Annotated in this window: 21 protein-coding genes and 1 pseudogene; 6 read left to right on the top strand and 16 right to left on the bottom strand. The window is 72.2% G+C overall.

Annotated elements, in window-relative coordinates; genetic code table 11:
- Positions 1–7 precede the first annotated feature (7 nt).
- The 3 genes from AB0M54_RS35050 to AB0M54_RS35040 form a co-directional block, all read right to left on the bottom strand.
- A complete protein-coding gene (locus tag AB0M54_RS35050) occupies positions 8–1969 on the bottom strand; it encodes a GGDEF domain-containing protein (protein ID WP_364476081.1) in 1962 nt (653 codons plus the stop codon).
- A 116-nt stretch (positions 1970–2085) separates the two neighbouring features.
- Positions 2086–3819: a hypothetical protein gene (locus AB0M54_RS35045; protein WP_364476080.1), complete on the bottom strand. Its 1734-nt coding sequence runs from the start codon at positions 3817–3819 to the stop codon at positions 2086–2088.
- Positions 3820–3991: 172 nt separating this feature from the next.
- On the bottom strand, positions 3992–4273 hold the full coding sequence (locus AB0M54_RS35040) for a M55 family metallopeptidase (protein ID WP_364330131.1): 282 nt from the start codon (positions 4271–4273) through the stop codon (positions 3992–3994).
- Positions 4274–4607: 334 nt separating this feature from the next.
- Between AB0M54_RS35040 and AB0M54_RS35035 the strand changes: the two genes are divergently transcribed.
- The gene (locus AB0M54_RS35035; RefSeq protein WP_364476078.1) at positions 4608–5213 is read left to right on the top strand and encodes an NAD(P)H-binding protein; all 606 of its coding nucleotides are present in this window, start codon (positions 4608–4610) and stop codon (positions 5211–5213) included.
- Positions 5214–5252: 39 nt separating this feature from the next.
- Here the strand turns inward: AB0M54_RS35035 and AB0M54_RS35030 are convergent, their stop codons facing one another.
- The 3 genes and pseudogenes from AB0M54_RS35030 to AB0M54_RS35020 all read right to left on the bottom strand — a co-directional run.
- Positions 5253–6239 (bottom strand): LLM class flavin-dependent oxidoreductase, encoded by a 987-nt coding sequence (locus tag AB0M54_RS35030; RefSeq protein WP_364476076.1) that lies wholly within the window; start codon positions 6237–6239, stop codon positions 5253–5255.
- A 216-nt stretch (positions 6240–6455) separates the two neighbouring features.
- Entirely contained in the window at positions 6456–7055 is a 600-nt protein-coding gene (locus tag AB0M54_RS35025; RefSeq protein ID WP_364476074.1) for a nitroreductase family protein, read from the bottom strand.
- Positions 7056–7245: 190 nt separating this feature from the next.
- A pseudogene (locus AB0M54_RS35020) lies at positions 7246–7641 on the bottom strand (methyltransferase domain-containing protein); the annotation flags it as partial.
- Positions 7642–7860: 219 nt separating this feature from the next.
- Here AB0M54_RS35020 and AB0M54_RS35015 point away from each other — a divergent pair.
- On the top strand, positions 7861–8274 hold the full coding sequence (locus AB0M54_RS35015; protein ID WP_364329974.1) for a MerR family transcriptional regulator: 414 nt from the start codon (positions 7861–7863) through the stop codon (positions 8272–8274).
- 33 nt (positions 8275–8307) lie between these two features.
- On the opposite strand, the gene AB0M54_RS35010 is transcribed toward AB0M54_RS35015, so the two are convergent.
- Complete coding sequence (locus AB0M54_RS35010) at positions 8308–9171, bottom strand: 2-dehydropantoate 2-reductase N-terminal domain-containing protein (RefSeq protein ID WP_364329971.1); 864 nt, start codon at positions 9169–9171, stop codon at positions 8308–8310.
- Entirely contained in the window at positions 9168–11369 is a 2202-nt protein-coding gene (locus tag AB0M54_RS35005; protein WP_364476072.1) for an MMPL family transporter, read from the bottom strand. Before AB0M54_RS35005 ends, AB0M54_RS35010 begins: the two co-directional genes overlap by 4 nt.
- 205 nt (positions 11370–11574) lie before the next feature.
- Between AB0M54_RS35005 and AB0M54_RS35000 the strand changes: the two genes are divergently transcribed.
- Entirely contained in the window at positions 11575–12150 is a 576-nt protein-coding gene (locus AB0M54_RS35000; RefSeq protein WP_364329965.1) for a helix-turn-helix domain-containing protein, read from the top strand.
- A 62-nt stretch (positions 12151–12212) separates the two neighbouring features.
- Here the strand turns inward: AB0M54_RS35000 and AB0M54_RS34995 are convergent, their stop codons facing one another.
- Positions 12213–12806 (bottom strand): TetR/AcrR family transcriptional regulator, encoded by a 594-nt coding sequence (locus tag AB0M54_RS34995; RefSeq protein ID WP_364476070.1) that lies wholly within the window; start codon positions 12804–12806, stop codon positions 12213–12215.
- Between the two features lie 53 nt (positions 12807–12859).
- On the opposite strand from AB0M54_RS34995, the gene AB0M54_RS34990 reads away from it, so the two are divergent.
- A complete protein-coding gene (locus AB0M54_RS34990) occupies positions 12860–13744 on the top strand; it encodes an SDR family oxidoreductase (protein WP_364476068.1) in 885 nt (294 codons plus the stop codon).
- A 2-nt stretch (positions 13745–13746) separates the two neighbouring features.
- A complete protein-coding gene (locus tag AB0M54_RS34985; RefSeq protein WP_364476066.1) occupies positions 13747–14946 on the top strand; it encodes an FAD-binding protein in 1200 nt (399 codons plus the stop codon).
- Positions 14947–14952: 6 nt separating this feature from the next.
- On the opposite strand, the gene AB0M54_RS34980 is transcribed toward AB0M54_RS34985, so the two are convergent.
- Complete coding sequence (locus AB0M54_RS34980) at positions 14953–15477, bottom strand: peptidase inhibitor family I36 protein (protein ID WP_364329954.1); 525 nt, start codon at positions 15475–15477, stop codon at positions 14953–14955.
- A 96-nt stretch (positions 15478–15573) separates the two neighbouring features.
- On the opposite strand from AB0M54_RS34980, the gene AB0M54_RS34975 reads away from it, so the two are divergent.
- Positions 15574–16680 (top strand): FAD-dependent oxidoreductase, encoded by a 1107-nt coding sequence (locus AB0M54_RS34975; RefSeq protein ID WP_364476064.1) that lies wholly within the window; start codon positions 15574–15576, stop codon positions 16678–16680.
- Here the strand turns inward: AB0M54_RS34975 and AB0M54_RS34970 are convergent.
- From AB0M54_RS34970 to AB0M54_RS34945, 6 genes are read right to left on the bottom strand one after another with little or no spacing between them, the layout of a single operon-like run.
- On the bottom strand, positions 16652–17707 hold the full coding sequence (locus tag AB0M54_RS34970; RefSeq protein WP_364476062.1) for a hypothetical protein: 1056 nt from the start codon (positions 17705–17707) through the stop codon (positions 16652–16654). The genes AB0M54_RS34975 and AB0M54_RS34970 overlap by 29 nt on opposite strands.
- A gap of 19 nt (positions 17708–17726) precedes the next feature.
- Complete coding sequence (locus AB0M54_RS34965; RefSeq protein WP_364329948.1) at positions 17727–18515, bottom strand: oxidoreductase; 789 nt, start codon at positions 18513–18515, stop codon at positions 17727–17729.
- A gap of 2 nt (positions 18516–18517) precedes the next feature.
- Positions 18518–19312, bottom strand: a complete 795-nt coding sequence (locus AB0M54_RS34960) for an alpha/beta hydrolase (protein WP_364329946.1) — start codon at positions 19310–19312, stop codon at positions 18518–18520.
- Between the two features lie 39 nt (positions 19313–19351).
- The gene (locus tag AB0M54_RS34955) at positions 19352–21982 is read right to left on the bottom strand and encodes a LuxR family transcriptional regulator (protein WP_364476060.1); all 2631 of its coding nucleotides are present in this window, start codon (positions 21980–21982) and stop codon (positions 19352–19354) included.
- Positions 21983–21994: 12 nt separating this feature from the next.
- Positions 21995–23569: an MFS transporter gene (locus tag AB0M54_RS34950; RefSeq protein ID WP_364476058.1), complete on the bottom strand. Its 1575-nt coding sequence runs from the start codon at positions 23567–23569 to the stop codon at positions 21995–21997.
- Positions 23570–23589: 20 nt separating this feature from the next.
- A complete protein-coding gene (locus tag AB0M54_RS34945; protein WP_364476056.1) occupies positions 23590–25071 on the bottom strand; it encodes a cytosine permease in 1482 nt (493 codons plus the stop codon).
- Positions 25072–25096: the final 25 nt, after the last annotated feature.

Raw genomic sequence — 25096 nt, 5'->3', positions numbered from 1 at the left:
GGGGGACTCAGGCGTCGTCGTGCAGCCTGGTCAGCACCTCGTCGTGCATGCGCGGCTCGAAGACGGCCTGGCCGCCGTTGCGCTTGGCCCAGTACATGGCCGTGTCGGCGTCGCGGACCAGGGACTCCGCGTCGGCGGCGGTCGTGTTGTGGGCGAGTGCCAGGCCGATGCTGGCGGTGACCACGAGTTGCCGCCCGGCCAGCCGGTGGGGGCGGTTGAGCGCCGCCTGGAGCCGCTCGGCCATCGTCGCGGGAGTGTGGCCGTCGTCGAGCGCGTCCAGCAGGACCAGGAATTCGTCGCCGCCGAACCGGCCGGCCGTGCCGTGGCGGCCGAGCTCGGTGCGCAGGCGCTCGGCGACCTCCATCAGGATCTGGTCGCCGACGCTGTGCCCGTACGTGTCGTTGACCAGCTTGAACTCGTCGAGGTCGACGAACAGGACGGCGACGCCGGGGCCGGACGCCACCGCCGAGGCCAGCAGCTGCAGGAAGTACGGGCGGTTCGGCAGGCCGGTGAGGTGGTCGTAGAGGGCGCTCTCGCGCAGCTGCTCCTCCTGCGCGCGGAGGGTCCGCAGCACCGCCTGGTAGTCGAGGGCGACGGTCAGCAGCGCGGCCCACTGGTTGATCGGCTCGCGCCCGGTGGCCGCCTGCAGGTCGACCCGGTCGACCGTGGCGAGCAGTCCCCAGTCGCGGTTGCGGACCCGCACCGGCACGACGAACGTCAGCAGGCCGGGCTCGGCGCGGCCCGCGTCCAGGGTCGCCTGAGGAGGGAACCCGCTGGCCCGGACCGGCGGCAGCGGCCCGGTGCGGGTCGCGCGGTCGAAATGGCCGACGATGGCCAGGGGCTGATCGCCGGAGCCGGGCGTCTCGGTCCACAGCCCGAGGCAGCCGGCCCGCGCCGACGTGCGCCGCAGCCAGCCGAGCTGCCGGGGATCTTCCTCGTGGCTGCGCAGCAGGTCGAGGCTGATGTCGTACTGGTTGCTCAGGGCGAGCTGGAGCTTGGTGCGTTCCCGGTACTGCGACCGGCCCTCGGCCCGCAGCGTGTCGGGCGAGCGCACCGCGTCGGCCTCGCTGCCCGGGAACTCGGCCGCCGGGCAGCCGCACGACTCCCGCACGACCAGGTGGGTCGCCACCTCGTGGCGCACCGGCCCGCCGCCGCTGCCGTCGATCGCCGACAGCAGCACCTCGGCCGCGGTGGAACCGACCCGGAACAGCGGCTGCCGCACGGTGGTCAGGCGCGGCTCGGTGAACGAGGCGTCGGACAGGTCGTCGAACCCGACGACGGCCTGGTCGCCGGGGAGCCGGCAGCCGGCCGCGGTCAGCACCTCGATCAGGCCGATCGCGTTGAGGTCGGTGCCGGCCAGCACCGCGGTCGACGGCAGCCCGGCGGCGAGCATCGCGCGGGCCGCGCCCTCGCCGCCGGCCTTCTGGTTGTCGTCGGCCTCGAAGATCAGGTCGGGGTCGGGCGTGATGCCGTGCGCGATCAGCGACCGCCGGTACGTCTCACAGCGCTCACGCTGGTCCTGGGCGCCCATGAAGCCGGCGAACGCGATCCGCCGATGTCCGTGCCGGATCAGGTGTTCGACCGCCGCGCGCACGCCGACCCGGTTGTCCGGGAACACCGTCGGACAGTCCAGTTCGGGGTATTCGTGGCTGACCACGACGACCGGCCGGCCGCCGGCCTGGATCTCGTGCAGGTACTTCCCGCTCGCCGCGTTCACGATCACCACGAAGCCGGCGGCATGGTCCCAGGCCAGCGGATGAGGCGGGTGGGGCGGCTCGCTCAACTCGAGCTGATCGGTGCCCGCGTCCAACGTCTGCACGGCGACCACGGCCGCGCCGGCGTCGGCGGCGACCTGGGCGATCCCTTCGAGCACACCACCGAAGTACCAGCCACCGAGGAAGGGCGACAGCACGCCCACGACGGGCCTGACCCCGGACGGCTCGGGGCCGGACACCCCACTTTCGACCATCGTGCCCCTTCCGCGAGCCCGGGCGGATGTTACCCGGCACTACACAGAGGAGACGATACCGCTACAGCCGCCGGTAACCGACTGGCAAGATCTCGCACGGTCCGTACCGTAAATGATCAAAGCTTTCGCTTGCGGTCGGCGGGCACGCCGTGCGGGGGCGATTTCGGCAGCAGCCACACCGGGTTGGACGCCGCGATCAGGCGGTTGTCGGCCAGCCGCACCTGCGTACGCACGTAGGCGCCGGCCCCGGGACGAACCTTGAGCGACGTGCCCGCCGAGACCCGCTGGACCGTGACCGCCGGCGTCAGGTTCTTCAGGCCGGTGAGGTCGGTGACCCCGGTGATGATCTCCAGGACCGACCCGGCGGGCAGATCCGTCGCCACCGCGTCGACCGTCACCGACTTGTCCTTGGTGATGATCACGGCGCCCATCGCGGAACCGCCGGCCACCCGCAGGTCGAGCGAGCCCCGGTAGGCGGCCGGGTCGACGAACCAGGCCGCGCCCTTCTTCAGCGCCGGCACGACATCGGTACGCCGCCGGGTCGGCGCCCACGCGTACGTCAGCCAGCGCTCGGGCCCGGCCAGCCAGTCCTCGCCGTCGTGCTCGTCGCTGGCGCCCACCGCCGTGAAGAACAGCGCGTTGCGGGCGGCGACGTCGAACACCCACAGCAGGTCCTCCTGCGGGTCGCGACCGATCTCGACCAGGTCGACGCCGAGCATCCGCTTCTCGATCATCAGGGTCGCGAGCTGCTCGCGGGTCGCCACGTCCATCGGATGGTTCCAGCACACGATGCCGCCGTGGTCGTGCAGGAAATCGACCATCCTGCCCATCGCCGCGGGGTCGTCGTCGCGCACCGGCGGGGACGGGAAGGCGGGCAGCGTCTGGTCTCCGCCGTACCAGTTCAGGTGGCGGACCAGCGAGATCTCGTACGCGCGGTAGTGCTTGACGTCGGCGTACTCCTCGTCGTACGCCGAAAGCACCTCGGCCCTGAGGTCTTCACCCGCCTGACCGGCGCGCCGCTCCCGCTGGAAGATGAGCCGGTCGACCACGAAGCCGGCCTGCCGGTCCGGTCCGGCCGCGACACCCACCCGCAGGCCGCGCATGCTGTTGTCGCCGGCCACCAGGCCCGGCCAGAGCCGCTTGACGTCGTCGGCGAGCCGCAGCGTGAGCCGGGTCCAGACGCCGGCCGGGGCAGGAAGATCAACAACCCCGAGCAGACCATTGCTGGTGTACGCCGGGAGCACGGCGCCGCCGATCCGGTAACGCAGCACGTACTCGCCGGCCGGTAACCCACCCCGGGCCGGGTGGTACGACAGCTTCATCTGCACCAGCAGCGTCGCGTCCGGACCGGCCAGCTCCGGCAGGACGTCCAGGCTGAGCACGGTGTCGGCGATGCACGTGTGATAAACCGTGTTCCAGGCCGAGCCGACCTGCCACAGGATCCCGCCCGTGGCGCCGGCCCCGCGCGCGGTGAGCCGCAGCGCCCGGCCCGGGTCGTCCGGACTGTGCGGGCCGTCCACGAACGCCGACGCGGCCGTGGTCAGCAGTCCCTCGATGCTCGGCTTCCACGTCCAGGCCAGGCCGGCCTCGAGCTCGACGAGCCCGTCGAAGTGGACCGCCTTCCGATGGTCATGAGCGGCGATCCGCCAGTCGTGATCGGTCCACCACACCAGATCCACGGCGTGCTGCCGGGCCTGCTGAAGGTGGGCCTCGAAGCTGGCGCCGCCCTCACTGAACGGCCCGTGGATGTGCATCGCCATGCTGATCGGCTTGAGCACCGGTTCGGCGGGTTCGGTGGCCGTGATCCCCACTCCAGCCACCGCGGCCGCAAGAACGGAACGGCGTTTCACCGCCACAGCATATCTACGCCTTACGGAGAATATCCGCCTTTTCGTCCGTCCGAGCGGCCACCTTGTTACCAACTAGTCGGTAGCGTTCGTCGAGCTCCCGCCGCACGCCCATGACCAGCTCCGCCGACCGATCAACCGGGAGCGGCTACTCGACGCGATGCCCCGGGCGTGGTCACAGCGCGCCGAGAACGGCGATGAGCTCGATCATCCGATGGGCCGCCGGAAAGTCGGGAGCCGCGTAACGCAGAGTGCATCCGTCCAGGCGTTCGATTCCCGGCACCAGCAGGGCGTGGTCGGTCATGTCGGGCCGTAGCACGTCGACCTGGAGCTCGACCGCACCGGTGAAACCAAACGGTTGGACGGCACCGCGGCCGGTCAGCGCCGGCGGCACCGCGGCCTCGATGTCGTCGCAGGCCTGATCGGGATGGGTGACCGCGGCGGCCTGGAAGCCCAGGGCGGTCCGCGGCCGGCATCATGAGCCGGCGCATCATCATGCCGGGTCACGGCGAGAAGCCGCCGGCCGGGAGCGCGCCGTGGCCCGGTTCAGGCAGCCGCACCGCTCGGGTCGGCGCCTCCGTGTCGGGGTAGGTGATGCCGAGACGGCGCCAGAAGTCGGTGAAGATCCAGATGTCGTCCAGGGTGCAACGGTCGTCGACACCACCGCCGCGTCACCATCGGAGCCATCGTCCCCGTCCTACCGCGTGGCAGCGCCGAAGGCCGTCGTCGGCTTCGTACAGTGACCTTCACCAAGGTCCAGGTTGGACCCAGACGATACGGAAGTGCGGACAATGCGGGTGTTGCTCACCGGGGCGACCGGATTTATCGGGTCAGAAACCCTTCGACAGCTGGTCGACCGGCCCGACGTGAGCAGGGTGACGTGTTTGGTGCGGCGTCCGGTGCCGGTCGACTCGGACAAGGTCGAGTCGCTCGTGTTGGGCGACTTCGACGTGTACGGCACCGAGGTGGTCGACCGGTTGGCTGGTCACGATGCCTGCATCTGGGCACTGGGCAGCCGCTTCGCTCCGGGCGGCGACAAGGCCCTCCATCATCGATTGACCGTCGATTACCCGATGGCGTTCGTCGACGCGTTGCCGCCCGGCGATTTTCGATTCTGCTACGTCAGTGGTTGGGGCACCAAGCCGGAGAGCGTGAAGGGAAGGGCCGAGATCGCGCTGCGCGAGTTCGCGGCGCGGCGGCCAGGCATGGAGGTGTTCTGCTTCCGCCCGGCGAAGGTGCTTCCGCGGGGGACGAATGCCTTGGTCCGCGCGCTCTACGGGCCGCTGTCGGTCGGGGTCGACGTGCTGGCCCAGGCGATGATCCGGGTTGCTCTGGACAAGCCCACCGAAACCACCGAGGTCATCGAGAACAAGCACATCCGGACGCTGGGCCGGTGAACCCGGGCCCGTGCGTGGTCCGGTCGCTTGTGGACGGGTTCAACGCGCGACCTCGAGGAAACGCTCGAGCTCCCGCTCTCTGTCGGGACCGCACGGCTGGAAGACGATCTCCGTGATCCCCTGCGAGCTGATCTTGTCGAGCTTCTCGCGCATTTGCGCCCGGGTCCCGGTGAGAGTGACGTCGCGCAGCGTGACGTTGCCGCCGGCGTTCCAGGCGGCCTGGTCGGCCTCGTTGAGGCCGACGCAGTGCTGGGCGTGGACGGCAAGGTGACGCTCGGCGGCCGGTGCTCGCTCCACCACGTCCATCCACTGCTCACCGCCCGGAAGCGCGCGGACGGCGTCCGGCCCGCCGAACTCGAAGGCGCCGTGCAACGACAGTGCCCATCCCGGGCCGCCGGCAGCACGAGCGTGCTCGGAGTCGTCGCTCTCGTCGTCGTCCAGGACGGTGCCCCAGGCCAGGTAGGCCGACCAGGGGTAGTCGTGTGCGAACTCCGGCAGCAGCAAGGTGGTGAACAGTCCGTCGCCGAGCTCGTTGGCCACCTTGTTGCCCTTCGGGCCCAGTGCGCCGACGATCACCGGGACCTGCACCGGACGGTGTGGGGCGTGCCCGTCAGGGTGCAGCATCTGCATGCTGGCTCCTTCCCACTCGACCACCTCACCGCGCAGGAGGCCTTGGTAGGCACGGATGTAGGAGTCCATGAACGACCAGGTGACCGCCCCGTAGCCCATCGCCCGGCGGCCGGTGAACCCGGTGCCGAACGCCACCGCGACCCGGCCCGGAGCGAGGGCACACAGCGTCGCCGTGGCGGCGGCGTTGGCCATCGGGTGCCGCAGGCTGGGGACCAGGACACCGGGGCCGAGACCAATGCGCTTCGTCCGGACCGCGGCCAGGGCCAGTGTCATCCACACGTCCGGGCTTTGTTGCGGGGTGTCATAGACCCACGCCCGCTCGTAGCCGAGCGTCTCTGCCACCGCGATCATGTCGGGCGAGTCCAGAGCTGTCGGGAACGCACACGACACCTTCATGGTCAGTCCCTCATCTGTAAACAGGTGGGCGCCTCAGCTCCGCAGCACGCGGCAGGCCGACATTCGCCGAGCGAGCGCTTACTAAGCGCATAGTCACAGGCTGTGCTCAAGTGTGTCAACCCTCACACCTCACCCCTGGACGACCTTCGTTGCAGTGCGCAGGAAAGGCGTCATCACCAGCTTGGCTGCACCACGGCAGGCGGCAGCCACGAATGGTCAATCGAGCCAGGTGACCAGTTCGTCGAGGGGTTTCCGACGTGACGACAGCCGGCTCGTCCGGGCGGCCGAGTCGTCGGACGTGTGGCCGAGGGTCATGACGCCGGTGAGCATGGTGCCGTCGGGGAGTTCGGCCACCTCGGCCAAGGCGCCCAGTTCGTCGGGTGCGGCCGGGCTGTAGAAGCCGCTGGCGAGTCCTTCGTTCGCGGCGGCAAGTTGGAGCAGGACGAGCAGCGCGCCGGCGTCGAACCACCAGAACGGGACCGGCCAGGGGATCTCGGCGCCGTCGTCCTGGATCTTGTCGGGTTCCTGGTAGCGGTCGTGGTAGGCGGCTTCGCGGATGCCGAGGGCCAAGTGCACCGGTGCCTGAGAGATCCAGGACTGGTGGCCGTGCCGCAGGTACCAGGGTTCCGCGATGGCGGCGAGCCGGGCGCGCCGAGCCGGATCGGTGATCACGACGATGCGGTGCCCCTGACTGAATCCCGCGCTCGGGGCGCGGTGCACGACTCCGACGATGCGTCGGACAACGTCGGCGGGAACCGGGTCCTGGCGGTATTGGCGGGTCATCCGCCTCTGGCGCAGGAGGTCGGTGAAATCCATGGGGTCTCCCTACGTGGGGGCGGTGCACGGAGTGGGGCGGTGAGGATCCGAGCGGCGTGTACCCGATGACGCACGCCGCCGGCGGGTCGAGATCGAGCATCTCGATGCGCAGGCGCTCGAATCCGGCGTCGGTGAGCGTCTCGGCCAGCGTTTCCGCGGCTGTTGCCGAGGTGGCCGCGGTGGCGCCGGGACAGCGGGGTTGCGACAGCACGGCGAAACGTCCGCCTGGCCTCAGCATCCGGCCTATCTCCCGGATCCGGGCAGTGGGTTCGGGCCACATCCCGACCGTGTTGACCGCGAGCGCGGCATCGAACGGCCCGTCGCCGACCGGCAGGTTCTGGACCGACGCGTGAACCAGCCGTACCCGACCGGCTCTCACCGCGGCGCGGTTGCGGCGACGAGCTTGACGGATCATGACCGCGGAATGGTCGACGCCGACGATTCGTCCACGGGTGGCCCGGGTTGCCAGGGCAGCCACAGCCACCCCGGGACCGCAGCCCACCTCGATGACGCGATCCGCCGGCTGGATGTCGAGCAGTCCCACCGCCCACCGGTTGCGTGCCACGTTGGACGGGCGCCGGCCCATGATCCAGCCGGCGGCCTGTCCCGCCAGCCCGCTCGGTTGATGAAACTGGGCCAGGCCGCCATGGGACGACCACCACAGCAGAAGGCGGTCCAGTGATCTCCGCTTGATGTCCATAGGCCGAGGCTTGATGTCCATCGGCCGAGAACATCACTTCGAGTACGCTCGAAGTCAATGCCCAGTCCGGAGCGCACCCAGGCTTCCCCTGCGACACCGGCTCCCTTGTCGATCGGGGACCTGTCGCGGCAGACCGGCGTGCCCGCCACGACGCTGCGGTACTACGACGAGCTCGGATTGGTGAAACCCGACTCCCGCGCGGCGGCCGGTCGGCGGCGTTATGCCGCCTCGGCGGTCAGGGCCGTCGGCGTGATCGTCTTCCTCCGCGAGGTCGGCCTCTCGTTGGCCGACATCGGTGACTTCCTCGCCGGTGACCGGCCGAGCCAGCATCACATCATCGATCGCAAGCTGGCCGACCTGGCCGAGCAGCAGGACCGCATCGAGACGGCCCGTACCGCTCTGGAACACGGCAAACGGTGTCCCGCCGCGGAACCCATGCAGTGTCCTCGCTTCTGGTCGATCATCGAACGACTCCAAGGCGGGCTCACCGTGAAGGAAAGCCATTCCCGAGCCCATTGACGCAGGCCCCTGTGCGGTGAGACCAGGGATCGCCTACTGGGCGCGCATCTGGTCGGCCAGCCGTTCGAGTTCGGCCGCTTCCGTCGCGGGTGACGTGTTGCTGAGCCCGCTCTGTGTGGCCGTCGGGCTTCGCAGGAACCGCCGGATGACGGGCACGAGCACTCCGTCCGGCAGGGTGCGCACCGCGGCGAAACCGCGCGGGACCGGCGGCGTCGGCAGGGCGGCCAGGTTCTGCCGCATGCGGCGGATCATGCCGCGGACCGCGTCCGGATCGCCGGCGAGCGCCGCCGGGCCGCCCGCCGCGGCCGCCGCCTGCCCGAGGGGCACCGCGAATGCGGCGTGCGTCTTGAGCCAGGCGTCCATCCGCGGCTCGGCCCTGGCGTTGATCCCGGCGGTGCGGAACGTCCGCACGATCCGCTCGAGTCGAGGGCTGTCGCGCCCGCCGGGTTCGCCGATCGGCATCGGGACGCGGCGGGTCACGAAGCTGGGCGTACGGTGGCGGACCACGTCCCCGTCCATCGTGCCGCCGCCGGTGGGGAAGCCGAGCAGCACCCGCTCGTGGCCGATCACCGCGCCCAGCGGCTCGGCGCCGGCCGCCCACGCGTGCAGGAACAACACGTCGCTGTCGAGGCCGGCGACCGATTCCAGGACAGGGTCCACCTGATGGGCGCGGACCACGACGGCGATCAGGTCGTACCCGTCGGCCGGGTCCTCGACCACCGGCACCGGCACTTGCCGGACGACCGGGCTGTCGCCCTCGGCGAGCTGAATGCCGTGCCGGCGCAGGGCGGCCAGGCGCTCGCCCCGGGCGAGGAGCGCGACGTCGTGCCCGGCCTCGTGCATGCGGGCCGCGAGCAGGCTGCCGAGGACCCCGGCGCCGTATACGAGCAGCCTCATGCCGGCGTCCGCTCGGGGATGCCCACGACCGGTTCGAGGGGCACGTCGTCGAGCCGATGGCGTAGTTTCTCGCCGTCGACATCGAGGTCGGGCAGGAGCCGGTTCAGCCGGCCGGGCAGCCACCAGGCGGCCCGGCCGAGCAGCGTCATCACGGCCGGCACGATCGTCATCCGGACGACGAACGCGTCGAAGAGCACGGCCACGGCGAGCGCGAAGCCGATCGACTTGATGACCGGGTCGGGCGCGAGGATGAATCCGGCGAAGACGCTGACCATGATGATCGCGGCGGCGGTGACCACCCGGGCGCCGTGGCCGAAGCCGGTGATCACGGCCTCGCGGGGTGCGGCGCCTCGTACGTGGTCCTCGCGCATCCGGGTGACCAGGAAGACCTGGTAGTCCATGGCCAGGCCGAACACGATGCCGATCAGGATGACGGGCAGGAAGCTGATGATCGGCCCGGTCCGTTCCACGCCGAGCAGGCCGGCCGCCCAGCCCCACTGGAAGACCGCCACGACGGCGCCGAAGGTGGCGGCGACGCTGAGCAGGAACCCGAGCGTGGCCTTGATCGGCACCAGCACCGACCGGAACACCAGCATGAGCAGCAAAAATGCCAGACCGACGACAATCGCCAGGTACGGGATGAGCGCGTCGCCGAGCTTGGTGGAGACATCGATGTTGATGGCGGTCAGCCCGGTGACGCCGATGCTCGCACCGGCGATGGTGCCGTCCAGTCGCCGGACGGCCTGCACCAGGTCGCGGGTGGTGGAGTCGCCGGGTCCCCCGGCCGGGACGACGGTGAGCAGGGCGGTGTCCCCGGCGGGGTTGACGGCGCTGACGGCCGCGGCGGCGACACCGGGCAGGCCGGTAATTCTCCGCGCCACCTGCGCGGCGGAGGTCTTCGCGGCGCCGGCCGGGGTGTCGACCACGACGGTCAGCGGCCCGTTGAAACCGGCCCCGAAGCCGGCCGCCAGCAGGTCATAGGCCTTGCGCTGGGTGGTGTCCGGTGCGGCGGTGCCGTCGTCCGGCATGGCCAGGCGCAGGTCCAGCGCCGGGACGGCGACGATGCCGAGCGCGGCCACGGCGACCAGGAGCGCGACGACCGGCCGGCGGGCGATCCGGCGGGCCCATCGGGTGCCTGAGGTGGTGGTCCGGCCGGCTGCGGGCTCGCCGGCGGGCCGGCTCCGGGAGCGTCGACCGAGGACCCGGCGGCCGGCGAAGCCGAGCATCGCGGGCAGCAGCGTCAAGGCGATGACCACGGCGACCGCCACGGTGAACGCGGCGGCCAGGCCCATCTGGGTCAGGAGCGGCACGCCGACGACGGAGAGCGCGGCCAGCGCGATCACGACGGTCAGCCCGGCGAACACGACCGCCGAGCCGGCGGTGCCGACCGCCCGGCCGACGGCGTCCAGGGGGTCGCGGCCGTCGCCGAGCTCCTGGCGATAGCGGGAGACGATGAACAGGGCGTAGTCGATCGCGACCGCGAGGCCGAGCATCAGCGCGAGGATCGGCGTGGTCGAGGACAGGTCGACGAAGCCCGTGGCGGCGGTGACCGCGCCGACGCCGACGCCGATGCCGAGCAGCGCGGTCAGCAGAGGCAGGCCGGCCGCCACCAGCGACCCGAACGTGATCACCATGACCATGGCGGCCACCGCGACACCGATCACCTCGCCGAGGCCCTGCTCGTTCGGCGGCTGCAGCGCGTCACCGCCGACCTCGACGGTCAGGCCCCTCCCGCGGGCCCGCTCGGCGATGCCGATGAGCGCGTCCCGGTCGCCGTCGGTCAGATCCTGCGCGGCCACGCGGTAGGTCGCCTGCGCGAAACCGATGACGCCGGCCGGGTTCACCGCTCCGGAGGAGAACGGGTCGGTCACGGAGACCACCTGGGGGGCCCGTCGCAACTCGTCGACGACCTGTTCGACGGCCGCTTTCGCGGGCGCGTCGGTGAGGCGCTGCCCGGCCGGTGCGGCGAACACCACCCGTGCGGTGGCGCCGCCGGCTGAGGCCTGCGGGAACCGTTCCTGCAGCAGGTCGATCGCCTCCTGCGACGGTGTCCCGGGAATGCGGAGCGCCCCGGACGTCGGGCCGGACAGCGCCACGGCGCCGGTCAGGGCGGCCGCCAGGACGGCCAGCCACAGCCCGGTGACCAGCCATCGCCGGCGGAACGCGAACCGGCCCAGCCGGTACAGGAACGAAGCCATCTCGGGTCTCCTCCGGAAAGTTGGTGTGCTCCGGAAGCTAGCCGATCGTGCAGTCGAATGCTGCACGATCGTGAAGTAGCTCACTTTACGATCGTACAGTTATGAGCTTTACGATCGTGCAGTTGTCTCCTGAACGATCGGCCAGTTAGGCTTCGTGGCATCACCGGGTTCGCGAGGGCACCACCGGGTTCAGCAAGGAGGACGCATGTCCGTGACCGCGGTCCGGGCGCCGGACAGCCGGCACCGTTTCGTCGACGCCGCGATCCGCCTGTTCGCCCGGCACAGCTTCGCCGGCACGTCGCTGCAGATGATCGCCGACGAGGTGGGCGTCACGAAGTCGGCCGTGCACCACCATTTCCGCACCCGCGAGGAACTGCTCACCGCGGTGGTCGAGCCGCTGGCCGGGGAGTTGCGGGCGGCCATTGGGGCGGCCGAGACGCAACGGACCCGGCGGGCCCGCGCTGAGCGCATGCTCACCGGCTTCATCGACATCGTGATCCGCAACCGCGTGCTGGTCCCCGTGCTGGTCGGCGATCCCGGTGCGATCGAGATCCTGCGCTCGCACGCGGACATGAGTGCCCTGGGCGAACGTCTGCTCCAGCTGCTCGCCGACGTCGATCCCGGCGTGGGCGGGTGGATCAAGGCCGATCTCACCGTCTCCGGGATCGCCTGCGGGATGGGCATGAGAGCGCTCGAACTCGACGACGACCTGCTGCGCGAGCACCTGGTCGGAGCCGGCCGACGCATCCTCGGGCTGCGTGCCCCGCGCTGCCTCCGCTGACCCCGGCGGCCGCCGACAGGCGGCGGCCGGCGCCACGATGTGAGCCGCACGGCACGGAACCCTCAGGGCGGCGAGTCGAGCAGGGGACGGGTGACGCGCAGCAGGTGCCGTCGGACGTGCTCTGCGGGACTGCCGTCGTGGCCGGCCATTCCCCACGTGATCATGGCGCCGTTGTAGGTGGCATGGATCGTCTCCGCTGTTGCCTCGTCGACGCGGGCGGGGTTCAGCTCGCCGACGTCGGTCGCGGCTTGGAGCACCGCGCCGATCGCCGTCTCCACGGCGGCGGCGTACTGGCGAGTGATCTGCTGAAACTCCGGATTCGACAGGTCCATGAGCAGAAACGCCAGATGGTTGGCGAACTCGGCCGTGTTCCGGACGGTGCCGGCCATCGCCACCAGGGCCTCGATCAGCGCCGTCATCGGGCGTTCGGCCGACCGCGCGGCGGCCAGGCGGGCCGGCACGGTCGCGACGGCGTCGCGGGCGAGCGCCAGCAGCAGTCCATCCTTCGAGCCGAAGCGACGCAGCAGGGCGGCGGCGGTCAGCCCCACGCGATCGCCGATCTGCGCAAGAGTCGCGTTCGCGGGTCCGGCCTGACCGACGGCGTGGGCAGCGGCGGCGAGGATGGCGGCATCCGAGACGGTCCGCGGTCGAGCCATGGGTTGCACACTAGCGGGTCGCAGCAGTTAGTAAATCGTGATTCACTAACGTCATGCAGACGTCGCTGACCAAGCCATTGACGGACAAGGTCGCCCTGGTGGCGGGGGCCACTCGCGGAGCCGGACGGGGCATCGCCGTGGAACTCGGCGCCGCGGGCGCGTGGGTTTACGTCACCGGTCGCAGTTCGCGGGCCGGGCGGTCGGACATGGACCGGCCCGAAACGATCGAGGAGACCGCCGACCTGGTCACCGCGGCCGGTGGCCACGGCATTGCCGTGCGCTGCGACCACAGCGACGTGCGGCAGGTGGCGGCGCTCATCCGGCGGGTCGAAGACGAGCACGACCGGCTCGACGTCCTGGTCAACGACATCTGGGGTGGCGATCCGCTGACCGAATGGGGCACGCCGTTCTGGCAGCTGGACCTGGCCGCGTTCCGCGCCATGTGGGAACGCGCGGTGCTGACCCATCTCATCACCAGCCAGCACGCCGTCCCGCTGATGATGCGGCGCCGCACCGGCCTGATCATCGAGGTGACCGACGGGCTGGGTCGCGAGTACCGCGGCAACCTCGCCTATGACCTCACCAAGACCGCCGTCAACCGCCTGGCCCTGGCCCAGGCGGAGGAACTGCGCGAACACGGGATCACCGCGCTGGCCGTCACTCCGGGCTTCCTGCGGTCCGAGGCGATGCTCGACCACTTCGGCGTCACCGAGGACAACTGGCGCGACGGCGGCGACCGCGACCCCCACTTCCTGGCCTCCGAGACGCCTCGCTACATCGGACGCGCGATCAGCGCGCTCGCCGCCGATCCGCACATCGCCGGGCGAGCGGGTCAGGTCCTCACTTCCTGGGACCTCGCCGAGCACTACGGCCTGCACGACGTCGACGGGCGCCAACCGAACTGGGCTCGGCACATCGGCAGCCCGGTCCCGGCGTAGCCGTGGTTCTCGCCCGCTTCGCCCACATCCGGCCGGCCGCGGTGCTGCCCTGCGCCACGACGGCCGACGTCGCCGCGGCCCTCGCCACGGCGCGGCGGCGGCGCCTGCCCGTGGCCGTACGGGGTGGCGGCCACTGCTTCGCCGGACGATCCACCACGACCGGCGTCGTGATCGATACCAGCCCGATGGCCGGGGTGCGGCTCGACGGCAGCCGCGCCGTCATCGGCGCCGGCACGCGCCTCGCCGAGGTCTACGACCGGCTCGGCGCCCACGGCCGGACCATCCCGGCCGGGTGCGGGCCCACCGTGGGCATCACCGGGCTCACGCTCGGCGGCGGGCTCGGTATCCTCGGCCGCCGTCACGGACTGACCTGCGACAGCCTTCTGGCGGCAACACTGGTCCGGGCCGACGGCCGGACGGTCGAGGCTGACGACGACCTGCTGTGGGCCATGCGCGGAGGAGGCGCCCCCGGCGTGGTCACCTCCCTCACCTTCGCGACCGTGGCCGCGCCCACCCGCACCGCCTTCCGGTGGAGCTATCCCGCCGATGGCGCGGCCGACCTCCTCGACGCCTGGCAGCACTCGCTACCCGAGCTCGACGAGACGACCGCGCCCAGCCTCACCATCACCGCTCCGGCAGACCCGAGGCTCGCACCCCGCGTCGCCGTCTTCGGTGCCGCAGCCGACGGCGCCGCGGTCGACCTGCTGCGCCGCCGCCTCGGGCAACGGCCCAGCGCTAACGAACGGCACCACGACACCGTGCAGGTGGTGAAGAGGTGGCTGGCCACACCGGACGACGGCGGTACCCGTTTCGCCTACCTGCGCTCCGAGTTCTTCCGGTCCACGCTTCCCGCCGCCGAGCTGCTCGAACGACTCATCACCGACCGGACACCCGGCGAAGAACGAGAACTGGACTTCACCCCGTGGGGAGGCGCCTACAACCGGCTGCCGGCCGACGCGACGGCCTTCCCTCACCGCGACGCCCGATTCCTGCTCAAACAGACCGCCACCGTACGGGCCGACCAGCAACCCAGCAGATGGCTGGACGACTCCTACCAGCTCACCCATCTCCACGGCACCGGCGGCGCCTATCCCAACTTCCCCGAGCCCCAGCTGAACACCGAGGCCTACTACCTGACCAACACGGACCGGCTACGCCGGCTCAACGCCGTCCACGACCCCTCGAGCCTGTTCACCCACTGACAGCGGTCACGGTTGCCAGGTGATGTGGTAGACGAAGGTCGGCGTGGTGCACGTGTTGTTCTCGTCGTACACCCAGCCGTCCATGATGTAGCTGAACGGCGTGCTGCCCCAGATGTAGTTGTTGGGGAGGTAGCCGTACTTCGAGTAACGGTACGAGCCGTCGTGCGCCCGGTCCCAGATCGTGATCCAGCCGGTCGTGCGGTTCCAGATGGAGTACGTGTGGTCCTGCCAGACGCTGCCTTCGAACCGCCAGCCGTGGCACAGGATGTCGGCGCGGGGATAGAAGATGCCGTACCCGGTGAAGTTGGTCCCGGTCCAGACGCAGATCCGGTCGACCGGGCACTTGTAGCTGTAGCTCTCGGTGCTGTGCCAGATCTGGGCGCCGCTGATCGTGGTGATCAGGTGTGGCGCCTCGGCGGTGGTCGCCCGGGCGGGCGGGCTGCCGGCCAGCAGCGCCATGCCGAGGGCGGCGGCCAGGGCCAGCACGGCCGCAGTGCGCCGGATTCGCGATGGGTCGCGCGTGACGATCATGTTGTCTTCCCTTCCGGGCGGCGCGGGCGCGTCGCGTAGGGGGCCATCGGAGCACGCGGCGCCTTCATTCCGCCTTCACCGCCGTACGCTTGTCCGGTGATCACCGCGAATCAAGCCACGGTGACGGTCATCGGGGGCGGGCAGTCCGGCCTGTCGGCGGCCTATCACCTTCAGCGGCGCGGGATCGATCACGTGGTGTTCGACGCCGAGCGTGGGCCGGGTGGCGCCTGGCAGCACCGGTGGGAGTCGCTGCGGATGGCCACCGTGAACGGCATCTTCGACCTGCCGGGGTTCCCCAAGCCGCCGATCGACCCGGCGGAACCGAGCCGCACCGCCGTGCCGGAGTACTTCGCCGGCTTCGAGCGGGCCGTCGGTCTGTCGATCCGGCGCCCGGTGCGGGTCACCGCGGTGCGCCGGGCCGGCCGCGAATTCCTGGTCGAGACCAGCGCCGGTCGGTGGACCGTCCAGGCGGTGATCAACGCCACCGGCACCTGGACCAACCCGGTCCGGCCGCACTATCCGGGGCAGGAGACCTTTGCCGGGCTCCAACTGCACACGCACGACTACGTGTCGGCCGAGCAGTTCGCCGGGATGCGGGTGGCCGTGGTCGGCGGCGGGATCTCGGCGATCCAGCAGCTCGAGGAGATCTCCCGGGTGGCGACCACGTTCTGGTACACCCGCCGCGAGCCGGTCTTCCGGGACGGCGCGTTCGAGCCCGAGATCACCGGCCGCGAGGTCATCGCCAAGGTCACCGCGGACGTCGAGGAGGGCCGCCCGACCGGCAGCGTCGTCTCCTACACCGGCCTGCTCTGGACGCCCTACGCGCTGGCCGCCAAGAAGCGCGGCGCCCTGGAACGCCGCCCGATGTTCACGGCCATCAAACCTTTTGGGGTACGCGAGGAGGACGGCTCCTTCACCTCGGTGAACGCCATCCTCTGGGCCACCGGCTTCAAGGCCGCCCTCAGCCATCTCGACCCCTTGGGCCTGCGCAACGACCGGGGCGGCATCCGGCTGATCGGCACCCAGGTCGCCGGCGAGCCCCGCGTCCACCTGATCGGCTTCGGCCCGTCCCAGTCGACCATCGGCGCCAACCGCGCCGGTCGCGAGGCGGCCGGCGCCATCGCCCGGCTGCTCAAGGACACCGGCGCGGTCTTCGCCGAACCCGGAGGGCGTTCTACCGCTCGACCGCCAGCGTCAGGGTGACGTCGGAGCTGTCGGTGATGGGTCGCGTCCGCGGGCGCTTCCCGGCCTCGGTGACCAGCGTGCCGCCCGAGGTGAGGGTGAACGTGACGTCCTTGAGGCCGGCCGGCTCGGGCACGTCGATGGACGCGTTGAAGCCACCCTGGGCGATCTCGAGGACCTCGATCTTGGTGCTGAGCGGGTGCGCGGCCAGGCCCGCGCCCTTCACGGTGAGGTGCCGGCCGAGATCCAGTTCGAGCCGCCAGGCGGTGGTGTCCCGGGGCTCGGATCGGCCCTGGTGCTGGACGGTCAGCAGGAGCCAGGCGTGGCCCGGGGCGGCCCACCCGCGCTGGAAGCTGTACGCGCCGAGCCTCGCGTCGATGTCGAACTGCGCGTTGTAGGCGGTCACCGTGCTCGCCAGGCCGGTGCCGGGGGTGAACAGCGTCGCGTTGCCGCTCTTCAGGGGGTAGTAGGCGGCCGGGCTGTAGCCGCCACGGTCGCCGGTGCGCAGGCTCAGCGTCTGGGTCTTACCCAGTTCGGTCGCCGCCAGCAGGGGCTCGCTGCCGGCCGGGATGCTGGCGATGAGCAGGCCCCCGGCCTCGGTGAGGACGGGCAGGCCCTTGACCGGGATGTCCACGTCGCCGGCCTTCAGCGCCACGGTCGGGTCGGCGCCCTCGCGCACGATCTCGCGTGTGAGGGCGCCGTCCTCGGCGTACGCGATGACCAGCTCCCGGCCCGGCCCGGCGGTCACCCCGACGTCGTAGTCGTCGGAAAGGTCGAGAAAGCTGGCCTGGGCGCCGGTCAGCGCCGGCGTGACGAAGACGTATTCGAAGCTCAGGCCGTACCGCGGGCCGGTGATGCGGATGGAGGCGGTGCTGTGCTTCAGCTCGTGCAGGGTCTCGAGGTCGTGGGCGTCGCCGCGGTCGGCGTCGGTGCGGTAGACGGCGTAATTCGCGTCCACCGTGGTCGACTTCGGCGCGGCTTCGCCGCAGCCAGCCGCCGCGGCGGGGAACATGACGACGGCGACGGCCGCCCAGACCCTCGGATTCATGACCTCAACGCTAACCGTCTCAGAGTGTCGTGATGAGACCGCCGTCGATGGCGATGTCGGCGCCGGTGATGTTGGCGGCCCGGTCGCTGGCCAGCAGCAGGACCAGGTCGGCGACCTCCTCCGGCTCGGTGAACCGGCCGGTGGCCGACTCGGCGGCGGCGCCCCGGGCCACGCCCTCGGGGTTGGCCCCGGAGGCCTGGGCGACGGTGGCCGCGACGCCTCCGGGACCGAGCCACAGGGCGGTGGCGACCGGTCCGGGGCTGACCGTGGTGACCCGGATGCCGTGCGGCGCCACCTCCTTGGACAGCGACTTGCTGAAGCTGGCCAGGGCGGCCTTGGCCGCGCTGTAGTCGATGACCAGCGGGTCGGGCAGGCGGGCGTTGACCGAGTTGACGGTGACGATCGCGCCGGCGCCGCGGTCGATCAGGTGCGGCAGGGCGGCGCGGGTGGTGCGTACGGCGGCCAGGAAGTTGATCGTCAAGGTCGTGGCCCAGTCGTCGTCGGTGACCGACAGGAACCCGCCGGTGCGGGGCACGACGGCGCCGACGTTGTTGACCAGGATGTCGAAACCACCGTGTTCGGCCACGGCGGTCTCGATGAGCCGGGCCGGACCGCCGGGGGTGGCCAGGTCGACCGCCACCGGGTGGACGGCGGCGCGGGCGGCGAGGTCGGACAGTTCGGTGGTGGCGGTGCGCGCCCCGGCCACGACGGTGACGCCCTCGCCGGCCAGGGCCCGGGTGATGGCCAGGCCGATGCCCTTGCTGGCGCCGGTCACGACCGCGGTCTTTCCGCTCAGACGCAGGTCCATGGTCAGAGGGAGTGCTTCTCGAGCCACGACAGGGTGGCGTCGGCGACCTCGCGCCAGCCGTTGTCGATGGTCAGCGAGTGGGCCCGGTCGGGGAACTCCACGATGTCGGTGACGGCGTCGGAGTGCCGGTACTGCTTGAGCGTGGCCCGGGTGACCGACTCGGGCACGGTGTGGTCGCGGCCGCCCATCATCAGCAGCAGCGGGCCGCGCAGCTCGTTGGCGGTGTCGACCTTGGCCGGCGAGTGCGGGTCGAAGTTGGCCGCGGCGGCCTCGAAGAGCGGCTTGCCCGGCGCCGGGATCGCCCAGCGCTCGAACAGCTCGGCGGACTCCTGCTCGGTGATCGCGTTGCCGAACGCGTACCGGAACTGCTCGGCGGTCAGCGACACCGCCTTGTGCCGGTTGGCCGGGTTCTTGAACACCGGGAAGGTGGCCCGCAGCGAGGACAGCGGCACCGGCAGCACGCCCTTGATCTGCGCGGCGTCGATCGCGACGGCGGCCGCGGCGAGGTCCTGGCCGAGCAGCTTCTGGGCGACCATGCCGCCGAACGAGTGCCCGACCAGGATGGGCTTGGCGTCGAGCCGGTTGATGATGGCCGTGTAGTGGGCGACCACGTCGTCGATGCCGTGGTCGGCGAGGCTGTCCGGGTTGGCCCGGGCCGCCTCGACGGTGTCCGGTTCGCCCGGCCAGCCCGGCGCCGAGGTGTCGTACCCGGCCGCCTGGAAGTGGGTCTGCCAGCTCGCCCAGGAGGTGGAGGACAGCCAGAGTCCGTGGATGAAGAGCACATGCTTGTTCGCCATGGACGGAACGTACGTGGCGGCGCCGGCGCTTCGCTTACGTCATGTGACGGTATCGCGCAGCTCGGCCCGCGAGGTGATGCCGAGTTTGGGGAAGATCCGGTGCAGATGGGAGCTGATCGTCCGATGTGACAGGTAGAGCCGCTGGCCGATCTCGCGGTTGGTCAGCCCGCCCGCCGCCATCTGGGCGATCTGGAGCTCCTGCGGGGTGAGCCGGTCGCGGGCGTCGGGGACCCGGCCGCGGCTGGTCTCGCCGGACGCGCGCAGCTCGGCCCGCGCGCGGTCGCCCCACGGCGGCAGGCCCAGCGCGTCGAACGTGTCGCGGGCGGCCCGCAGGTGGGCCCGTGACTCGGCCACCCGCCGCCGGCGGCGCAACCATTCGCCGTACCCGAGCTGGGCCCGCGCCCGCGGGAAGGGCCAGGCGTCGGTGGCCGCCTCGTACAACGGTTGCGCCGCCCGGTCATCGGCCAGCAGGGCGTGCGCGTACCGCAGGCCGGTGTGCAGCACCGGCGACGGCGTACGCCGCCCGACCGCCGTCATCTCGGCCACCACGCCCCGGACCGCGTCGGGCTGCCCGCTGCGCACCGCCGCCTCGGCCAGGTCGCCGACGGCGTGACCCCGGATCGCCGGGTGGTACGCGGGATCGGCCGGGTCGAACATACGCCGCAACTCGGTCAGCGCGTCTTCGTGGCGGCCGTCGGCCAGCGCCGCCGCGCCGCGGGCGTGCTGCACGGCGGCCAGCACGGCACGCGCGTCGCCCGGCAGCGCGGCCTTCTCGGCCTCGGCCGCGTGCCGGTGGGCGTCGTCCTGTTCGCCCCGCACCGCGGCCAGCATCGCCTGCGCGGTCCGCGCGGTGGCGGCGATGAGCGGCTGCGAGGTGTCCCGGGCCAGCCGGTACGCCTCGTCCGCGGCCGGCATCGCCACGCCCAGGTCGACCAGGTAGGCGCAGCTGCGCGCCTGCAGCGTGAGGGCCCGGGCCAGCAACGCGAGCCGGCCCTCGGCCCGCAGGCCGGCCAGCGAACCGGCGAAGAACCCGGCGGCCAGGTCGAAGGCGCCGATCGCGTGGGCGGCGTTGCCCAGCATCCGGGCCGCACGCCCGTCGCCGGCCACCCGGTTGCGCCGGAGCCGTTCCAGGACGACCCCGCCGTGCTCGATCGGCGAGGCGAAGGCCAGCACCATCAGCAGCCGGGGGTCGTTCTCGTCCACCGGCACGTGCGAGGCGGCGGCCACCACACTCTGCCGGGCCTCCACGCCCGGCTCGGTCCACCAGCACCGCAGCGCCGCTCCGTACAGCAGGTTCAGGGCGAGATCGGGGTCGTCGGCCGCGGCCCGCTCGGCGACCTGCGCCAGCGACCACGCGGCCTGGGCCCGGCCGAGCACACCGTCGTCGAAGCTGTCCCGGATCCACGCCGTCCGCCAGCGCTGCCGCTCGGACAGGCCGGCCCGCTCGGCCTCGGCCAGCAGGCGGGCCACCCCGTCGCTGCGGCCCAGCTCGAAGGCGAGTTCGGCCGCGCGGAGCAGGCGCTCGCCGCGTACGACGGGGTCGCGGGTCAGCTCGGCCGACCGCTCCATCGCGGCCGCGCCGGCGGCGACGCCACCCCGGCGCTGGGCCCGGACCGCCGCCGCCTCCAGCTCGGCGGCGACCGCCGCGTCCGGACCGGAGGTGGACGCGGCCCGGTGCCAGACCCGGCGGTCGTCGTCGGTCACCACCTCGGCCAGCGCGGCGTGGGCGGCGTGCCGGCGGCCGAGGGTGGCCCGCTGGCGGATGGCCGAGCGCATCAGCGGGTGCGGGAAACGCAGGCGATCGGCGTCGACCTCGACCAGCCTCGCCGCGATGGCGGGTTCCAGGTCGCCGACGGCGCCCCCGGACCCGGCCAGCGTCTCGGCCAGAGCGTCGCCGTCGTTGAGCGCGGCGACCAGCAGCATGGTCTGGGTGACCGGCGGCAACTCGGTCACCCGGGCCGCGAACGCGTGCTCCAGCCGCGCGGTCAGGGGCAGCACGGCCGAGGAGGCGTCCACGATGGTGGGCAGCTCGACCAGCGCCAGCGGGTTGCCCGCCGCCTCCCGGAGCACCCGCTCGCGCACCTCGGGCCGCAGCCCCGGCGCCCGCGCGTCGACCACCAGCTCAGCCTGGGCGCGCTCCAGCCGGGGCAGCGCCAGCTCGGGCAGCCCGCTGCCGGCGAACGGCCCGTCGAACCCGTCGCGCACCGCCGCCAGCAGCACGATGGGCTCGAAGTCGAGCCGCCGCGCCACGAAGACCAGCACCTCCGCGCTCTCCCGGTCGAGCCATTGGGCGTCCTCGACCAGCAGCAGGACCGGCGCCTGGGTGGCCGCCTCGCCCAGCAGGCTCAGCGTCGCCAGGGCGATCAGGAACAGTTGCGGCGCGGCCGGGCCGCTGCGGCCGAACGCGGCCAGCACGGCCTCGCGTTGCGGCGGCGGCAGGCGGTCGGCCTGGTCGAGGATGGGCCGCAGGAGCTGGTAGAGGCCGGCGAACGCGATCTGCGCCTCGCTCTGCACCCCGGTCGTCGTGAGGATGAGCGCCGGCCGGGCCCCGGCCCGCCGGGCCACCTCGGACAGCAGCGCCGACTTGCCGATCCCGGCCTCGCCGCGCACGACGGTCGTCCGGCCGGCCTCGAGGACGCGGAGCTCGTCGTCGCGCCCGAACAGCTCCATGCCGACATCCTGCTAGATCGGGCCGAGCTCGGCCCCCTCGGCCGGTGTGAAGGACAGCACCAGGACACGGTCGGCCTGAAGGTAGATGGACAGGTCGGCGGCGACGCTCCGCATGTCCGCCGCCGGTGTCACCGCGATCGCCAGCGCGCCGGCGTCGACGTAGTCGCCGAGCAGGAGCGCGTCGCGGCCGAGTTCGGGCCGGCCGACCGGAACCGCCACCACGCGGTGGCGGGGGAGCCGGTACCGCAGCCCGGCGGCCATCGTGCCGGGCTGTTCCCCCTCGCCGGCGCCGTAGACGATGACCAGCTCGTCGTTGGCGGCGAGGTCGGCCAGCTCGGCCACCACCGCGGCCGCGCCCAGCCGGGTCTCCGGCTCGCCGACGACCGCGATCGTCATCGACGTGGGTCCCGGCTCGGGCTCGGATCGCACCGCCAGCCCGAGCCCGACGGACAGGCCGTGGGTGCCGACGTAGACGGCCGCCGCCAGCAGCAGGGCGGCAAGAAGGAGCCAGGCCGCGGCGTACGAGTGGGTCAGCCCGATCGCCCCCGCCACCAGCGCCGGCGGAACCAGCGCGCCGAGCGCACCGACCGAGCCGGTCACGCCCATCACCGCCCCGGCGTCCCGCGGTCGCGCGGCCTTGCCGATCAGGGCCAGCAGGGCGCCGCTGGCGACCCCGTCGCACACGGCGATCCCCGCGACCACCGGCACCAGCAGCCACCACACCGGCGGCAGCATCGCCCCGACCGTGTAGAGGCCCGCGGCCGCGCCGTAACAGATCATCACCAGCCGGGCGGTCGGCCGCCGGTCGGTCCACCAGCCACCGGCCAGCCGCGCGGCCGCGGCCAGGACGACCACCACGCCGCTGGCGGCCAGAGCCCGGAACCAGCCGAGGCCGGCGGCAACGGTCAGGAACACCGGCAGGTAGGCCGCGATCGACACGATCCCGCCGAGCGCGAGCAGGTAGAGCAACGACAACGAGGTGGACGAGGCCAGCCGGACCATCGCCCCGCACTGACGGACCAGGGACCCTCGGGGACGGGCCGGCACCGGATCGCGGAGCACCGCCGCGGCCAGCCCGGCGAAGCCGGCCAGCGCTCCCGCCAGCACGAACGCGGCGTGCCGTCCCATCGGGTCGAATCGCCACGACACCGCCGAGATCGCCACCGCGACCACCACACCGAGACCGAACAACCCCAGACCCAGACCACGCCGGCCGTACGGCAGGACGCGGGCCGCCAGGGCGCCGCCGACCACGAACGCGGCCCCCGCCACGCCCGCCGCGGCCCCGGCCACCACGACCGCGGGCAGCGAGCCGGCCAGTCCCAGCCCGGCCACCGACAGCGCCGACACCAGGCTGACCGCGGGCATCATCACCCGGGCGCCGTACCGATCGGTGAGCACACCCACCGGCACCCGCACCAGCGCCGCGACCAGCAGCGGAAGCCCGATCAGCAGGACATGGAGCCCGGGGCCGGCGACGAACCGTTCGTGCAGCTGCGGTCCGATCAGGATCGAGGCGCGCAGGTTCAGCCCCAGCCCGAGGGTCGCCACGGCCAGGGTGGTCGTCGTCCGTCTCGGCACGGTCATGTTGCCCCTGGCCGAGCGTGTCACGAGGCCGGGGACGGGCGGACGGACAAGCGGTCCGGCTCGCTCTCCTGGCGGCGGACCGCCCGGGCGCTGCCGATCAGGGTGCCGACCAGGCCGATCACCAGGGCGACCAGGATGCCCAGGCCGGCGTACGCCCACGGGCCCTCGCGCCCGCCCAGCCCGAGCGGGCCGAGCAGGTAGCCCTGCCAGCCCAGCCAGCCGGCGAACGAATTGGTGACCAGCCCCCAGCCCACCGCCGTCCCGACCACCACCAGCGTCAACGGCAGCGGGCGGACGTTGCCGTAGCGGCCGCGCGGGTCGAACAGCTCGTCCTCGGCGTAGTCGCGGCGGCGCAGGGCCACGTCGGCCAGCATCACGCCGCACCAGGCGGCGATCGGGACGCCGAGGGTGATCAGGAAGCCCTGGAACGCGCCGATGAAACTGTTGCCGAAGAAGACCACGTAGATGGTTCCGGCGATCATGATGACGCCGTCGACGGCGGCGGCCAGGTAGCGCGGGATGCGCACGCCGGCGGTCAGCAGGGCCAGGCCGGACGAGTAGATGTCGAGCACCGCGCCGCCGATCAGGCCGAGCACGGCGCCGATCGCGAACGGGACCAGGAACCAGGTCGGCAGCAGGGTGGTCAGCGCGCCGATCGGGTCGGCGCCGATCGCGTCGGACAGGCTGGTGGACGAGCCGGCCAGCAGCAGCCCGAAGACCAGCAGGAGGACCGGGCCCAGCGCGGCGCCGAAGGTGGTCCAGCCGAACACGCCCCGGCTCGACGCGCTCCGCGGCAGGTAGCGCGAGTAGTCCGCCGCCGCGTTGACCCAGCCGAGGCCGAAGCCGGTCATCAGGAAGACCAGCGCGCCCATCACCTGCTGGGCCGAGCCGGCCGGGAGCGACGAGACGGCCGGCCACGAGATGTGCCCGGCCGCGAGCACCATGTAGACCACCGTGAGCACGGCCGTGACCAGGGTGATGATCGTCTGCAGGCGCATCACCACGGCGAAGCCGGCCACCCCGGCCAGCACGGTGACGGCCGAGACGACGATCAGCGCGACGACCTTGGTGCCGGTGCCGCCGCCCCAGCCCAGCCGGGTGAACACGGTCGAGGTGGCCAGCGTGGCCAGGATGACCAGGACCGTCTCCCAGCCGACGGTCAGCAGCCAGGACAGCGCCGCGGTCAGGCGGTTGCCGTTGACGCCGAAGGCGGCCCGGGACAGCACCATGGTCGGCGCCGAGCCCCGCTTGCCGGCCAGCGCGATCACGCCGCACAGCGCGAACGAGATCACCACCCCGATCACGCCGGCGATCGCCGCCTGCGCGAACGAGACGCCGAAGGCCAGCGTGAACGCGCCGTAGCTGACGCCGAGCACCGAGATGTTGGAGGCGAACCAGGGCCAGAACAGCGACCGGGGCCGCCCGGTCCGCTCGGCCTCGGTGATCACCTCGATGCCGTTCCGCTCGAGTCGGAGCAACTCGGTCCGGGCGTCGGATGCCATCCCCTCATCCTGCCCCGGCCGCGGG

Origin of the sequence: Actinoplanes sp. NPDC051470, from assembly GCF_040682035.1 — a bacterium.
GTDB lineage: Bacteria > Actinomycetota > Actinomycetes > Mycobacteriales > Micromonosporaceae > Actinoplanes.
The sequence above is the reverse complement of the archived record's forward strand: the minus strand, read 5'-3'. Positions and strand labels throughout refer to the sequence as shown.